We start from the raw sequence: 13,627 nt of genomic DNA, 5'->3' as shown, positions 1-13,627 counted from the left end.
TGCTCGTCGCTGAAACGGGATCGCTTCATTTTCTGTCTCCTGGTGTGGAGAACAGACTAACCTCAAATCGAGGACATTCCAGGGGAGCAGGTCAATGGTATTGCGGCGAACATAAACGCGATGCTGGCGCTGCTTGATAGGAAGATAACAAAGGGGGGAATATGAGCGGACAAATTTGGACTGTTCGCGGAATGGCGATTCTGGGAGCACTGCTCGGGCTAGCCGTGGGACTACCCAAATACCTACGGAATCCCACCAACGTCGACCTCGGTGCTATTCGCCGGCGTGGTCGTTTTGACAATTCTAGCTACTTTCATGTTCTACATAGTCAGGTTTGGTTCAAAAGGGGGATCACACGCGGCGCGGTTGCAGGCATAGGGATGCTGCTAACCGTCTACTTCATTTCCGGCCAAATAGTCATGAGTTTAAGATAGCGGCCCGAGTAAATCTTCGGCGTGGAAGCCGATTTGGGAAGCCAATCGGTCAACACGAACTAGTAAATATTGGCTATTCATCCCGAGGAACCGAATCCCTAAGACTCCGTTTCGCGCAGATGGAAGAAAAGCCCTTCAAAGATGTGCGTATCATGACCAGCCATCCTGGCAGGATGCATGTCGTTACATCAGCCCTTCAGGCTGCCGAGCAAATTCTAACGGATTGGCCAATTGAGGAAGGCGAAGTGCTATCTGCTGCGAAGCACGCTCTCCTGTCGTGCCTTGAAGGAAACCTATCACCCGGATCGGCACGATTCGCGTTCATCCAAGCTGCCAAGGAAGCGGGCAACTACGTCGATGAGCCCGAGCGCGGACCACCAACGGCGAAGTCCTTTCGGTGGCAAAAGAACAAGCCACGGCGGCGTGCCTAACGCAGGTGTCCACACGCAGACATAATTCGCACGCTGACTGCTGGCGCAGTATTTTTTGCCAATCTCTTAAAGTTTTAGGAGCGTCCTTAACTCAGCTCGCGGTGACCACCTCGTATTGAAGACAATCGGCTGATGTGGGGGCGGGATTGATGTTTACATTTACAGGTTATCTTAACCAGAGGCGCTTCGCGTATGCAGCCGGGTTGAGAATAGGGCTTTTTGCAGCAAGCGTCCTCGCATTCCCTTTTGCTCTTTATGGCCTGAAATTCCTGACCGACTGCCGCAGCGTTGACGGAACCTGTGGCGCAGTTGGTCTCGTCGGGGCAATGGCCCTCAAACCCCCTGTCGCTTATCTCTTCGCATTCTCATTTTTGGGCATATCGTTGCGCCGTTCACGGGATGCGGGTCTGCCAGCATGGCTCGGTCTGGCCATACCGCTATTGCTGGCGGCGGATTTGAACAACCTCACGGTGATTGGTGCACCATGGTCGTTGGCTTTTTCGCTGGGAATTGGCACAAGTTGGCCAAGATTTGCTGTTCAGGCTCTGGCCTGCATATTTATCCTTTGCCTGTTGCCTTCTCGCGAACCAACCTCCGGGGACACCTTCCCTTTTGGAAACGCTGGAAAAATTGCGTTCGCACTGGGATTGTACGTCACATTCTTCAACGTGCTCTCCGCCCTCTCCCAGAATCACGGTCTTGATCCATATATGCGTCCGATCTGGATGATGATGCCCCGGATTTTTGGTATGGCCGTCCTGTACGTGAAGCTCGCATTCATGGCCCTCGTGCTGTGGATCGCCTGGAGCGAGCGGCATCAGCCAGCCCCGCCAGAGGCGCGGCAGCCAACGCCCCGACCCGCCCGCATCGAAATGCCGAACAAAAAGATCATATGGTCCGCTATCATTGTTACGATCGTCGTATATGCGTTAATGGTGGACGTTGGACCATTGTTGCTCATTTCGTTGCCCGTCAACTTCACAACGATGCTGGTACCGACCTTCCTGCTTTACCTAGCGTTGATCTGGACGATTGTCAGAAGCACCAAGGCACGAACACTAGGTTCCTTCGCACTTGTCGCACTTGCCGTCTCTCCCTTTATTCATTGGGGCTATTCCCAGTGGGACGTTTCGCAGGCCAAGGTTCGCGAAGCTGCGGAGATTAAGGCTATCGCAACGATCGCGCCGGAATTCGTACCTCCAGTGCTGGTGGTGGATTCCCAAGCGAGCGTCCGCCCGGCATGGGCGGTCCCTCAGATTCAGCGTGTTATATGGAAAGAGGATTATCCTGAAGAATTCAGACAATTGGAAAGGTCAGGACGTCGGTCCTTCTACCCTCCCACCGTCGTAGACAGAGTGCCCGATACCTATCTGCTCTTGAAGCGCGGCCGTTCGAGCAGTTTTGACAAGCCCAGACAGCAATATGCCACGGACGGAGGACCCTATGAGCTCCGTATCATCGCTCCTGGACGCGATGACCTGATCGCCGTGGCATACAAGACGTTCAATCCAAGACCGTCGCTTTTGCCCGTCCTGACACAAACGGGGTGGTATCGCGGCTCCAATAGTGTGATGTCCGAAAAGGTTTCCGACAGCGTCAAAGATTTTTTGCTGAGTTCGCTTCGCGGGCAATGACATTCGGACTGACTGGGAAGCCAATACCGGGCAGGGCCTTCGATAGTGCATGAGCTAGGGTATGAGGCGTTTTTGCTGCCAATTCCGCATCAACGTTCCACCTGTGAGGCCTCTTAACTCTTGAATTTAGTCCAGATGGCAATGGCCCCGAATAAGATAATCCCCGGCAAAAACCAACCGAAAACCTCCCAGGCCAGATCGTTCTGTCCGGCATACGCCAAGGCCCCGACGATCGATAAGGAGCAAATCAATATGCAAGCAAAAAATCCAATGCGATCGGTAAAGGCAGGGTTATCCTTTAAGGCGAAGGCGGCGAGTTCGAGTAAATATCTTTTTGTTGTCAAAAATACTCGAATTGCACGCTCAGTGAGTCTCGTCATGATGTGCCGAGCAGAAGTGGAACAATGGGTCTGTAGCAGCTCTCGGCGCGTGGGACGATGTCAATCGATTGGCCGACCTCTTGAAACTTGGCGGGCAGATTCTCAAGGTAAATGGTAATACTGCAACTGACGGATTTGCCCTCGTGTTGACGGACGAAAGTTATCTTCCCCATCTTGATTTCAAAGCCGGAACGACCGTGCTTCTCGGTCCAAACGCTGACAATCGTAGCTGTGCTGTGTGGATCAGTTTCAACGCGCTTGCGTTGGGTCGCTTCCCAGTACTTGCTTGCAGCAAAGCCAAGGGCCAAGACGATCGTCCAGAAAATTGCAGCCTTCCACCAAAGGCGGCTAAAGCCCGGGTAAGGACCAGTGTTAAGCCCTGGCGTCGCGAACCATCGCAACGGCTTCTTTTCGAACATGCCACCCCCGGTAAACCCCTGCACTATCGACAATCAATGATGTTCGCTGGCACAAAGCAAGAGTATCGGCTTTGTCTAGCCTCTGTGCGTCTCGGGCGATCATGGGGCTCGAGGTGCCTTTCAAGTCCAAGCGACCTATTCCGGGACCGGAGCTACCTACAACCCCGTTTAACTATCATAGGGGACCGTATCATCGGCGCAGTACGGATATGCTTGAACATCCGCACTATTGATCCCGACGATATGGGCTAACAGATCGCACATTCGCTTGGGCTGAAGTTCGATCATGTCAAATGGTGGCGCTCGACTTTGCACCTTCATGGTCATTAGTTGTCTGAGCGGAGCAAGGTGCACCTTGCCGCGTTCGCCAACCAGCGTGAACGCATAGGCTAACTCGTAGAGACGGTTTTTGGTGTCCCAAGGGACAACACCACCCTCTGGCAAAGCAGACAAATTGTCGGTCATCAATCGTTCAATCCGATTCAGCGCCAGTGGATGGCCAGCAGCGGCAGCGACCTGTGCTGCGCCAGTTCCCAGAGAATCGTTCGCTGACATCTGGTCATAAGCCGTCGCAGCATATTTGGCCGCTTTTTCACGAAATCCAGCCAACACAGAACGCGCCATGGGCCGTATATCTCGATTGGCAAAGTTTTCGGACGGTTGCCGGGAGCCGCTAAAGGCAGATTTGGCAACAGCTTCGACAATGTAGGGATCTGGCTCGCCAAATCGGGCTGCCAATTTCAGTTGATACTCAACAAGGCGATATTTGAAGCTCAGATGTTCCACGGAAAGGTGTGCAACCCGGTCATATACGCCACCCGGATCGCAGACGCGTATTCCATCCCGGTAAAGGCCATCTCCGAGGAACTTCTCTGCACCGATTCCCAGCGCGCTGAGTCTGTCTTTGACCGCCTCCAGCGTCTGCACAGCGATTGAGAACAGCGCCATTTCATCAGCGGTTGGAGTGACGCATTCCTCAAAGGGATTCCCCGCGACAGGAAATGCGGCCTCAAGATCAAAGGCCAGCGCAGGATTCCGCGAGACGATAAATGATCCAATGATGATGCCAGCAGCTACGAAGAACATGGCGATAACCAATCGGCGGATAGCGACCTTCATCCGAGTTCCTTCGGCGCGTTTGGCTCTACGGCAGTATCCAACTGACAAACGATTTCCCAAAAGAAAATGCGACACTTCCGTTCGTCATATTCTTCGATCAGGTCCCGCAGTTGTTGCAGGTACGCTGGAACATTACTTCGATTCTCATCCTCATTTATCTCGCCTTGCCGAAATCGTCTAAGAAAATCGTTTCGTAAAGCGAAATACCTTGGATGCTTTTCGGCAATGAGCTGTTTGATATTTCCAATATCGGATTCCTTTAGGCAAACCCGATCAAATTCCGTTGGGCTTGTGTATACGTTCCGCAAAAGAATATCTTTATCGGTAGGATTTGACGGCGCGATCAAAGCAGCGGGCTCTCTTCAGGTTGTGGCAAAACAATCAGTTCGTTATCGGATAGAGCCCTTACATCGCAGCTAGTTTGCGACCACGTCAAGCAGCATCACGGTAACGAGGAAGCATTCTGGTCCGGGCCATTCCAGACCCTATGCAAGCCATGTCACGACAGCACCAAGCAGAAGGAGGAGCGAGCAATTCTGCACTTGCGCGGCAATTGGGATTGATAAACGGTTAGTTCACCTGCATTCATCGTTTTGTCATCCGCAACGTAGAAAACAATCCGTTTGGGCAAATCCCATGTTACGTTGCTATAGACGGCGACTCCGAATACCTTATATTCTTTGTTATGCTTGATATTGCGTATTATCATCGGATGTCCTCATTGCGCTGAAGAAGAGTTAAAAGGGTTAGCAGAGACGTGTAAACGCGCTATGAACCATGCGTTGCTGGTCGAGCTGCTTAGGATTTTAACAAACCGATGAACAGCTTCTTAGCTGGCACCAGCTATGCTGCTGCAATGGACAAGGACTGACAGCTGAAGATTTACTGTGGCGGAAGAAAAACAAACAGCTAACCGCGGCGTGATCTCGCTGGTCAAGATCGTGTGGGCAGTTTCGATCATCACCACGGCGACCGCCGTACGGGCGTTAAATGTTTCGTTGTTAAAGCTGCCGAAAATAAGAGGCGATGATGGTTGGAAGTGCATTTAGAGTAGTCAAACTCCTGCTAGCCAGCACAATTATCGGTGGCCTGCTTGGCTGTGACAATGCCTATCTGCCGCCAATCCCTATACCCGATAACATTCCCACTGAAGGGCAAGTTGACACCCAATACATCTCTGGCTGGTGCATTTTGAATGTACACAAAATGGACGATAAATTTGCAGCCACAGTTGTACAGAATGGGATTGTAGGAGCGTTTGATAAGGTGGGGACGCGAGTCCTTGAGGGCAAACCCGAGGAGCGACCTCACCGGGTCGATCTAGGGGAAAACAAGGCTGGATATTGGTACGCAGCCCCAATTATCAAAGGCGTGCCACCAAACCTAGAGCAGGCAGATAAGACGCTTGGGCAATTAAGTGCCTGTGTCGAGAAAGAACCAGTTTTGGCCAGAACCTTTAATCGAGCAGTTATCGAGGCGTCAGGTGCCTATTTCAGTTTTCGAGATCATGATGAACTCTTGTTCGTGATGTTTCCCGAAGAGAAGATTTTACTAGCGGTTCAATCCTCAGACTAGGTCGCGCTATGCCGGATTTCCGGTCTGGTGGTTTTGTCACAGGGATTAGCAATCAATCATCTCTAGCATAGCGGTCACGTCATTCGATGAGAGAACCGATGAAACGCGTTCTTCGACTAATATGCCGGGTCACATTATTTATGACCGGATTCGTTTTGGCTTCGCTTGTCGGAGGCTTCGGATTTTCTCTGTATTTTGATGGGCCAGGTATCACGCAGACGATACTTGATCATCCCCATCGGCGATCCGGGAACTGTTTTTCATATCAAGGATTATCGCAGTCATTGCGATATTGCCTGCAATTCTAATTACGATAGTCGGTGCACGGCAGCCCCACAATCCTCCTGGACCTTATGCGATATTGGGCGCAGTCACGGGCGTGGTGGGCTCACTCCTGCTTTTTGGATTGTCGCCTACGCTAAACATTCTTTTGGGGATCGTAGGTGCTGCATCCGCGTACGTTTTCTATTTCGTGGCGATCTACCCCAGCGAGCAGATTTGGGGCAAGAAAAGTGTACAATCTCCCCAGCGTCACTCAACCTTGAAATGATGCGCGGCTGTTCTGTCGAAAAATGACCTTAGGATCTGGACTGCCGTTGCAAATAGGCCCGCGGAACACCGCATGAACTCGTTGAAATGAAGCTAATGGACCGCGAGATTAGCCGTAAGCGGTGGCCCACTAGCACCTTGACCAACGTGTTCTATGCAATGTTGACGACGGCAACTATGCACCAGATGCGGCCATTTTCGAGGTTCACGCGTAAACCTCTATTATGGAAAAGGCACCCACAGTTGTGCTGGGGCATGAGTTAGTGGTGCATACCTATCCGATACCAGACGGCATCGCCATTTCGTACGACTGCAATGCCCCTATTCCCTATGAGGGCTGTTGGCTCAAAGCGCCGCGATCTCGCAAGCCAAAGTTCATCTCCTGGCAGCATCCGCGCGAGCAGAGTCTTCAGTTCATCCTCCGGGGCCGGCATGCGGTCCCGAAATTCGGTGGGCAGAGCCTCAATGCCACCCATGAGGGCAATGAGCCACTCGCGATATCTTGGTGGGGTGGCTCGCTCTAACAATACAACTTCATCTGCAGCGACTGGGCGGTCAATCTCGACTGGCATTCTTCTTCCCGAAGTTAATGAATGTTCGGTCGCATTTTCTCATTCAGAGGCGATAACACGTGTGCTGCGGGACCAGCAACATCCACTTCGGATTGACTGCGGTATTTGGTATGCATCACTCCACCAATAATTCCACCGCAAAAGTTCCACGATTCGGCTCTGCTTGTGGCCGTTCAGGTCGAGAGCAACGAGACAAATCCGAAGTAAGCGTCAGGCGCGGCTGTCTTGTCCTGGTCCGACCTGAGCGATAGGTTCGCATGACAACGAAGGTTATATCGTGACTAGAGACAGTGTAGATGGACAGATTGACGTTTCAGAAGGCAGCGGTGAACTTAAAGCAGATCTCACAAGCTGCCCAGAATTGGTCGCCGCGCTACAAGATGATCATATGATGTGGACGGCCTACAACCTGCTGATCCAGGTGGAATGGATAAGAGCTGGCGGACCCGTAAAGCGTCATTGGGGCTCCAACGGAGACGTTGCTGGGTTCATTGCCGACCTGCGTGCTAAGGGCGAGACATACTTGGATATCCAATGCTACGCGGATGATGGCCCTCCTTTTGATCAAGAACAAAAATGGGCCTACGTCAAAGAGTTTCACAAAATGTTCTCTCAGCTAGGCTGGTATCCCAATCCCAATCCAAACCTACACGTTCCGATCAGAGAGGTCGGCCCAAAAGAATAGCGAGCGGTACGGCATTCAACACATCAAATTGTGCCCGGCTGGTTTGCGATCCTGATTCCATTGGCTTCGGTCATTCAGAATTACCCCGAGAGCACGCTTTGTTAAGTTCAGAACTAACCGTTTTATTCTGGGACGCGGCATCGGCCATTGCTTTGGCGTATTGTATGATACGGTAAAACTCAGAGTAATCAGGAGGTTGCTTGAAATGATGGGAGAAATCGACGGTACACGAAACTCCATCGGATAGCGGGCCGACCTCGTAAATTACCGTGTAGAAAACACACATGTTCGCAGCATCACGATTGCATCGCACCCAATACAGCTCGTCTGAAATTGCTACGGCGAGGAAAGTAATGTTTTCGTAACCGGGAACCACCGATGGTCCGGCAGCAGTTGCTCTAAGTATAGGATTGGAGACAATCCAAACGTTCGGATTAGAGGTAGCTGTTAGCGTCAGTGACTGACGGTTGGCCAGTTTCAAAAGAGAACTAAACCTTGAAGATAGAAGTTCGGATGTTTCGTACCAATTGAGCGTCCAGTGCGAAGAAACGTTTGTCTTTCCATCAGGAGATTTGTCGCAAAATGGTACATGCAGAATATCTTTCCCACTGACCGACTGCTCTAGTCGTCTGATACAGCTCTCATAATTAACGTCAGCCTTTGCGTCTGGAAACACAAGAAAAGAAGCACCAAAAAGAGCAAAGGCACAAATCCATAAATTTCTCTTTTTCAAGATTACGTTCCTATTCGATGGGCGGTTTGGCCGACGGATTGAATCTCAAAACGTCTCCGTCCGCTACTAGGCTCTGTTGACAAAATGCACCGCGACCGCCGTCAAATTTGAATTTGGCATTGTGGGTCACGAACCGGGAAAGCCTCACAATTGGTTCGGGGTGATTGGTGTTAAGCCCAGATCAACGAAACTGGTTTTGGTCACCACTTCGCCCCCGTGTCTCTGAGTCAAGGCGAGGACGGTATAGGCGAGGATGTGCGGTCGCGCATCGAGAAACGCAACGCAGAGGATGAGGCGGTCTGGTTTAGGACGCCATCGAAATCCGAGCACGCCGATTCGAAATGGATTTTGCCAAGCTTCCGTTGATCCTCTTAAATGTAGATCGATGCCTGCTATGCCGCCTCTAGTGAACAATAGCGTAGCACGTCTTATTGCCCACCATTTTATACGAACGCCCGACCGGGTATCTCTGAATCCCTCGGCATCAATCACGAGGACCGGGGTTTTTCGCATCGCATCGATGATGCATGTCAAAGCGACACCCGTGAATCCGATCCCACCCAGAAAACTGATCGGCCCGAACACGATGAACAGCATTATATCCCGGGCGGGAAAGGAACCATCAAAGCCAGCAAGGGCCAGAAGCAAAGCCCCAACCACCATATTAGATCCGATAAGCGAGCTGAGCAGGCCAAAAAAGATGTTCTTCCCCTTGTACGGTCGGGCACGCAAAGGAAGCGGTATCAAGACGGGCGGCACGATGGAGTGGAAAATCGTCGGTTCACCCGGTATTTCTACCGCACCAGTTGAATCGACCATCCTTGTCATTATGGCCCTCATCTTCGTAATCTTGCATCTGGAGTAGGCTACCCGGTGGGAAATGCAAGGCGATCAAGAATATACGGTAGCCAAATGCTTACAGTCGCTAGGGCCAGGAATGCGCCGAAGAGCACTTGGCTTTATCGTATCGAGTAGACCGGAAAAACTAGGAGAAAAATGAACATAGGCACACCCTCGTCGTCAAGAAAGATCCCAAAATAAATGCGGGTCCTTTATGCCAGCGTTGATGCAAGCGGTCCTCAGGAAGGCGTCGCCAATGACGCCGCCCATACCTGCCTGACGGAATATGTGAGCGTTACCCACGACTGTTTCATCGAATATCAGGCTGTGCGTGCGGCTCAGGTCGTACAGCTTTATCCCCTGTTCGTAATCGAACCTTACCGTTGAAGCCGGCTCATCCAACGCATCGATTACCCGAATGACATCACATAAGTAGTGTCTCGGTTCTATCGGCTTTCCGCTGATGTAAGTCACAAGGCAATCGGCAAACGCTACGCCATCAGGATCGACCGTAGTCAGTACATCCTTCAATCGTTGGGATACCAGCCAGTAATGATCGTATTGCTCCAGATCGCGGGGCGGGCGATCGTATTCTTTTTTTGCTGGTCGAAATTGGGGAACTTCGGGATAAGGCAGAAAACCGCGTTTACCGATTGGTGGACCAAGCAATAGCCGCCCGGGCAATAGAATCTGTTCAGGATTTTGCAGCTCCAAGCCATGGTTGCCACCACGGAAGGTTGGCCCAAACTGAAAGAATTTCCCGAGTTTTTTATGCTTTTGCATGGTTGTTTCCGTTGAGTTCAGGCGCATGTAACCTCTATGGAACGAAGATAATTGCCGCTAATGACAAGAAAAACGAGACCGCGCTCAAGAACCAGACGTAGACTATCTTCGGTTCAGATGCATCGCGCCACTTGAGACTTGTTGGATTTCTCAATTCGTAGTGCCAGTAAACGAGGATGGATATTACCATTGGGGTCCAAAATGCGATAAACTTCGTGGATGACATCTAATTAGTCCTCAGTCGCCAATTTGCTTCTGCTCCCCGCGATACCATTTTCAGCCATAGCGCTTGGCAAATCCGAACGATCCCCATGCTATGCACCCTTGATGCATACAGTAGTGTTCAAAGAAATCGGCAGGAGCTTTGTTGATGTCGGAAGGGTAGACGGGTTTCTCAGGGCGCTCAAATACTGGCTTCGCAGCTTTTTCATCGAATCAACATCATAATGATTTCGGGTCCAGCGCCAAAGATACTTCCGAGGATAAGCCCAAGAAGGCTCGTCCCAACAGAACCCAACCACCCATAGGTTTCGTAGCCGTATAATGCTCCCACGGTGGTCGCAACGACCACGCAAATCAGAAACCATAACACGCGTATGATAGTCCAAACCTTGATCAGCATTGGATAGCGGAGCCATTCTGACATCAGAATTTACGAGATAGGACGGGATCGCAATGAAGAGCTATCATTTTGCGATACCGAAGATAATGAGCACTACCCAAATCCTGCCGAACATCATTTCCGGGCCGTAATAATCCAACGGCTTTTGCGACTTGTCGGCCCATTTAGCTTCGATCTCAGGCGTTTCCTTTTTATTGGAATCAAGCTGTCCCGTCATCGGCTGTCTTTGTCCCTCGTCCAGGATTTTGCGTTCTCAAAGGCGAGGGCTAGCTCCTTGTTGAGATCGGGCCTGTGTCGCCGCAAGCCTTCGAGCGCTGCCAATGTCACATCAACCGGAATAGCTAAAGTGCTGATAGAGATCGTATAGACGGACCTGGCTACCGAGAATCTGATTGAAACGAATCCGGTATTCGGCCGGGTATATATTGTGGTGACCTGGTCCCAGGTTATCCTGCGCCAGACAGCCGTTAGGAAAGGCAGGCGGCGCGCCATACCTTCCATACCGTTCTCGTCAACGCGAAACTCGATATCCTGGCCACGCAGCGCGCGAAGCACGTATTCCCAGGACATGCTCATCAAAAAAATCGCGAAGAGGAAACCCGATATTACGGTAACCGGACCATACTTCATCGGTCCGATCTGCCAGTATTCCCATAACCCGCTAACATATACGAGGCTGGCAGAGGCATTGACCATACCGAAGACGAACATCAACTGAAATTGGCGCATTTCGTCCCGATAATTCAGCATTACAACGGCCCCGTTACTGTCTAGGGGCTTTAATACCGCTTAAACTGGAAATGTTTGGCAAACGATTCGTCGACAATTCGAGCAATTGATCAAACCGCCTCACGAGTGCACTACGTAGATCGATCCGATTAGAAAATAGGATCTAGCGTGAAAGGTTTTCTATTGATATTCGTAAGATCAAAGGAGTCGGGAATGAGTAACGCGGTTGCTGAAGGTGAGAAGGGGAAACGCGCGAAGTCTTCTGTCCTCATCAGGAATATTATGTTTCTTACTTTCGCGGCGCTATTACTGATTTTGGGAGTATTCGTTGTACGAATTGTTTTTCCCAGCCAGTTGGAGCGAGAGGGAGCGGCCTTAGTTGCCAAAAATTATTCAGAGGCCATGTCGCTGCTCCTGCCCCTCGCTGGTGAGGGCGTCGCTGGAGCCGAACTAGGGGTTGGCTATATTTATGCGAATGGACTTGGGGTTCAGAAAGATAATATGTCTGCTGTGGGATTTTATCGCCGAGCTGCCGAGCAAGGCCTAGCAGCCGCTCCGCAGCTTAGGGGATGCGGGAAAGTCAGTTTAACCTTGGCGTTATGTACCAATTGGGGGAAGAGGTAGCGCAAAGTTATGAGCTGGCCGCTAAATGGTACAATGAAGCGGCTGAGTTAGGTGACCCCCTAGCACAGTGCAATCTCGCCAGACTGTATCTGGATGGATCGGGTGACCGAAGCTGAGGCAATTTCCGCCGGCTGGCGAGCACCGTTTTGCGGGAATTGACAGCGTCGAAGTGTAATTTAAACTGCTGTTTCGCGCTGCAAATCTGGATATTTGCCAAACACCCAACGAAACCACTCGTCCTCCAAACCACTCCGCTCATGGATATCGTGGCGAGGGTAGCACCCAGTTGTTGGGGCTCTGTCAAGATAATGATTCAGTATTTAACAGCTTTCCCGATTACTTCCATCGTAAGTCTAGGGGCTAACTTTGGGCGCATTACGGTAGTTCTTCTCGTCGTTTAAATTGACGAGATTGACCACAACAATTTTTATCTTTTACATGCGTTAATGTTACAACGTTTAACTCAATCGGCGTCGCTATGCACATATATGACATATGGATGGTGAGATTTGGCGATTATTCTCCAGGTGCGCAAGTTGGTATTATGATAGGTTTGGCAACGATATCGGCAAACCTTTTGGCATTATTGTTTTTCTTTACTATCGGCTTCGACCGCCCTGAGCAGGTTATTATCGGCACCACTTGCACGACGGTGTTAGTCAGCGCGCCTTTGGGTGCGTTTCTCGTCAGTTTGAATTTCAAAATGAAGCAGGTGGCTGCGCAGCTAGATCACGAAACACGAACCGATAGTCTGACGGGTCTGTCCACGCGTACCGAGTTCTATTTGCAAGTTCAAAGGCACATGCAGCTGTGCGATCCATCAAAGGGTGCGGGTGGCGTACTTTACATTGATGCAGACCATTTTAAGAGAATTAATGACGCATACGGTCATGCAATCGGTGATGCGGTTCTGCAGGAGCTCGGGATCCTGATCCGCTCAATCCTCGGGGAATGGGACCACGCGGCCCGCTTCGGCGGCGAAGAATTTGCGGTTTTCCTAGAGGGTGCAGACCTCGGGAAGGCCAAATGGATATCCCATCGGATCCTCTCGGCCACTCGCGGCATTGCCGGACACTTAAGGGTTGATGGATTAAACGTTACCGTCAGCATTGGTGTTGCGATCCATGAGCCACACCAAACCCTCGATGAGGTTTTGGTCGCCGCTGATCAGTGTTTATATTCCGCAAAAAACCAAGGCAGAAATCGAGTGGTCCTAGCAGAAAGCATGCTGTCTGGAACGGACCATCTTGCATAACCCTTGCTGTCGGCAAAAACACTACTAGGAAGACAACCCTCGGTACTCGACCAAGCTTGTAATGATAGTCAAACTTCTTTTCAGTTTGCTGTTCGCACTTAATACGCGCCTCAGCCATGAAGGACAAAGATGATTTGTCAGCGTGCCAGCGTGTAATGGCCCCATAAATATCCGGACAGGATCTCCCACTTAATAAGTGTGCGAGGTAATGTGCCCATTATGACCAGTCACAATTCTAAGATA

At 50.9% G+C, this 13,627-nt stretch carries 16 protein-coding genes; 8 read left to right on the top strand and 8 right to left on the bottom strand.

Annotation, left to right across the window (positions count from 1 at the left end):
- Window positions 1-586: 586 nt before the first annotated feature.
- Entirely contained in the window at window positions 587-865 is a 279-nt protein-coding gene (locus tag FHS21_RS30045; protein WP_183665797.1) for a DUF982 domain-containing protein, read from the top strand.
- A 149-nt stretch (window positions 866-1,014) separates the two neighbouring features.
- Window positions 1,015-2,499 carry a hypothetical protein gene (locus FHS21_RS30040; protein WP_183665794.1) on the top strand — a complete coding sequence of 495 codons (1,485 nt, stop codon included), beginning with the start codon at window positions 1,015-1,017 and terminating at the stop codon, window positions 2,497-2,499.
- Between the two features lie 113 nt (window positions 2,500-2,612).
- Here the strand turns inward: FHS21_RS30040 and FHS21_RS30035 are convergent, their stop codons facing one another.
- The 3 genes from FHS21_RS30035 to FHS21_RS30025 all read right to left on the bottom strand — a co-directional run bounded on the left by FHS21_RS30035 (window position 2,613) and on the right by FHS21_RS30025 (window position 4,492).
- Window positions 2,613-2,879 (bottom strand): hypothetical protein, encoded by a 267-nt coding sequence (locus FHS21_RS30035; protein WP_183665792.1) that lies wholly within the window; start codon window positions 2,877-2,879, stop codon window positions 2,613-2,615.
- Window positions 2,876-3,298 (bottom strand): hypothetical protein, encoded by a 423-nt coding sequence (locus FHS21_RS30030; RefSeq protein WP_183665789.1) that lies wholly within the window; start codon window positions 3,296-3,298, stop codon window positions 2,876-2,878. Before FHS21_RS30030 ends, FHS21_RS30035 begins: the two co-directional genes overlap by 4 nt.
- 168 nt (window positions 3,299-3,466) lie before the next feature.
- On the bottom strand, window positions 3,467-4,492 hold the full coding sequence (locus FHS21_RS30025) for a hypothetical protein (protein ID WP_183665787.1): 1,026 nt from the start codon (window positions 4,490-4,492) through the stop codon (window positions 3,467-3,469).
- 812 nt (window positions 4,493-5,304) lie between these two features.
- On the opposite strand from FHS21_RS30025, the gene FHS21_RS30020 reads away from it, so the two are divergent.
- The 3 genes from FHS21_RS30020 to FHS21_RS30010 all read left to right on the top strand — a co-directional run bounded on the left by FHS21_RS30020 (window position 5,305) and on the right by FHS21_RS30010 (window position 7,798).
- Complete coding sequence (locus tag FHS21_RS30020) at window positions 5,305-5,466, top strand: hypothetical protein (RefSeq protein WP_183665785.1); 162 nt, start codon at window positions 5,305-5,307, stop codon at window positions 5,464-5,466.
- Complete coding sequence (locus tag FHS21_RS30015) at window positions 5,444-5,992, top strand: hypothetical protein (protein ID WP_183665783.1); 549 nt, start codon at window positions 5,444-5,446, stop codon at window positions 5,990-5,992. Before FHS21_RS30020 ends, FHS21_RS30015 begins: the two co-directional genes overlap by 23 nt.
- A 1,398-nt stretch (window positions 5,993-7,390) precedes the next feature.
- Entirely contained in the window at window positions 7,391-7,798 is a 408-nt protein-coding gene (locus FHS21_RS30010; protein WP_183665781.1) for a hypothetical protein, read from the top strand.
- Window positions 7,799-7,868: 70 nt separating this feature from the next.
- On the opposite strand, the gene FHS21_RS30005 is transcribed toward FHS21_RS30010, so the two are convergent.
- The 5 genes from FHS21_RS30005 to FHS21_RS29985 all read right to left on the bottom strand — a co-directional run bounded on the left by FHS21_RS30005 (window position 7,869) and on the right by FHS21_RS29985 (window position 11,526).
- Window positions 7,869-8,531: a hypothetical protein gene (locus tag FHS21_RS30005; RefSeq protein ID WP_183665779.1), complete on the bottom strand. Its 663-nt coding sequence runs from the start codon at window positions 8,529-8,531 to the stop codon at window positions 7,869-7,871.
- A 144-nt stretch (window positions 8,532-8,675) separates the two neighbouring features.
- Window positions 8,676-9,359 carry a hypothetical protein gene (locus FHS21_RS30000; RefSeq protein ID WP_183665777.1) on the bottom strand — a complete coding sequence of 228 codons (684 nt, stop codon included), beginning with the start codon at window positions 9,357-9,359 and terminating at the stop codon, window positions 8,676-8,678.
- Window positions 9,360-9,551: 192 nt separating this feature from the next.
- The gene (locus FHS21_RS29995; RefSeq protein ID WP_183665775.1) at window positions 9,552-10,154 is read right to left on the bottom strand and encodes an imm11 family protein; all 603 of its coding nucleotides are present in this window, start codon (window positions 10,152-10,154) and stop codon (window positions 9,552-9,554) included.
- Window positions 10,155-10,840: 686 nt separating this feature from the next.
- Entirely contained in the window at window positions 10,841-10,993 is a 153-nt protein-coding gene (locus FHS21_RS29990) for a hypothetical protein (RefSeq protein WP_183665773.1), read from the bottom strand.
- Window positions 10,990-11,526 (bottom strand): hypothetical protein, encoded by a 537-nt coding sequence (locus FHS21_RS29985; protein ID WP_183665771.1) that lies wholly within the window; start codon window positions 11,524-11,526, stop codon window positions 10,990-10,992. The genes FHS21_RS29990 and FHS21_RS29985 overlap by 4 nt, the downstream gene beginning before the upstream one ends.
- A 192-nt stretch (window positions 11,527-11,718) precedes the next feature.
- On the opposite strand from FHS21_RS29985, the gene FHS21_RS29980 reads away from it, so the two are divergent.
- The 3 genes from FHS21_RS29980 (at window position 11,719) to FHS21_RS29970 (ending at window position 13,384) form a co-directional block, all read left to right on the top strand.
- Window positions 11,719-12,129 carry an SEL1-like repeat protein gene (locus FHS21_RS29980; RefSeq protein WP_183665799.1) on the top strand — a complete coding sequence of 137 codons (411 nt, stop codon included), beginning with the start codon at window positions 11,719-11,721 and terminating at the stop codon, window positions 12,127-12,129.
- Window positions 12,075-12,245, top strand: a complete 171-nt coding sequence (locus tag FHS21_RS31755) for a tetratricopeptide repeat protein (protein WP_183665769.1) — start codon at window positions 12,075-12,077, stop codon at window positions 12,243-12,245. Before FHS21_RS29980 ends, FHS21_RS31755 begins: the two co-directional genes overlap by 55 nt.
- Before the next feature lie 383 nt (window positions 12,246-12,628).
- The gene (locus FHS21_RS29970) at window positions 12,629-13,384 is read left to right on the top strand and encodes a GGDEF domain-containing protein (protein ID WP_246411383.1); all 756 of its coding nucleotides are present in this window, start codon (window positions 12,629-12,631) and stop codon (window positions 13,382-13,384) included.
- Window positions 13,385-13,627: the final 243 nt, after the last annotated feature.

This window comes from Phyllobacterium trifolii, from assembly GCF_014192095.1.
In the GTDB taxonomy this organism is placed as follows: Bacteria; Pseudomonadota; Alphaproteobacteria; order Rhizobiales; family Rhizobiaceae; genus Phyllobacterium; species Phyllobacterium trifolii.
The sequence above is the reverse complement of the archived record's forward strand: the minus strand, read 5'-3'. Positions and strand labels throughout refer to the sequence as shown.